Origin of the sequence: Mycoplasmopsis ciconiae (assembly GCF_036350065.1) — a bacterium.
Classification (GTDB): Bacteria; Bacillota_I; Bacilli_A; order Mycoplasmatales; family Metamycoplasmataceae; genus Mycoplasmopsis; species Mycoplasmopsis ciconiae.
The window spans coordinates 1-528 of sequence record NZ_JAZDWZ010000022.1; the positions used below are offsets into that span (position 1 = coordinate 1).

Annotated in this window: 1 pseudogene; it reads right to left on the reverse strand. The window is 31.1% G+C overall.

Annotation, left to right across the window (positions count from 1 at the left end):
* Positions 1–528, reverse strand: a pseudogene (locus V2E24_RS03565) (hypothetical protein); the annotation flags it as partial.

The following is a 528-nucleotide window of genomic DNA, read 5'->3' on the forward strand; positions in this document are numbered from 1 at the left end:
ACTTACGCTGATGAAGTGTGATGAGAGAGTCTATATTTTCGAAAAATTTAGAAACTTTTTGTTGCTCTTCTAGTGTTCCTGGCCTAAAGATATAAGTACCAAAAAAGTCAGATGTCTGTATATTTGTTAAAGATCTTCTTACACCTAATTTAGAAACATTTTTGATTTGGTTATATCAATAACTTAAGTAGAAAACATGTGAAAGGAAACCATCATCTATTGGATTGCTTGGATCAACACGAAATATTAAATAAATTGGAGAAAGAACTCCTCTTTCGATGTTTTTAACTTGTTTAATTGCTCCGACAGGTGATTCAGCTGAAGGTGTTTTATTGTAAGCGAAGTCGCCTTTTTGCGCTATGAAATAATTATTTGTATCTTTGCTTGCGACTCTGTTGTTAAAAAATTTATTTTGTTCGACTAATCCATATAAAGATGAAACGGTTAAGGCTGGTAAATCTAACATATCTTTATTTTTATCATTTACTTTAAAAACATGTTCACCTAATAAATGTTGTTCCCAAGCGT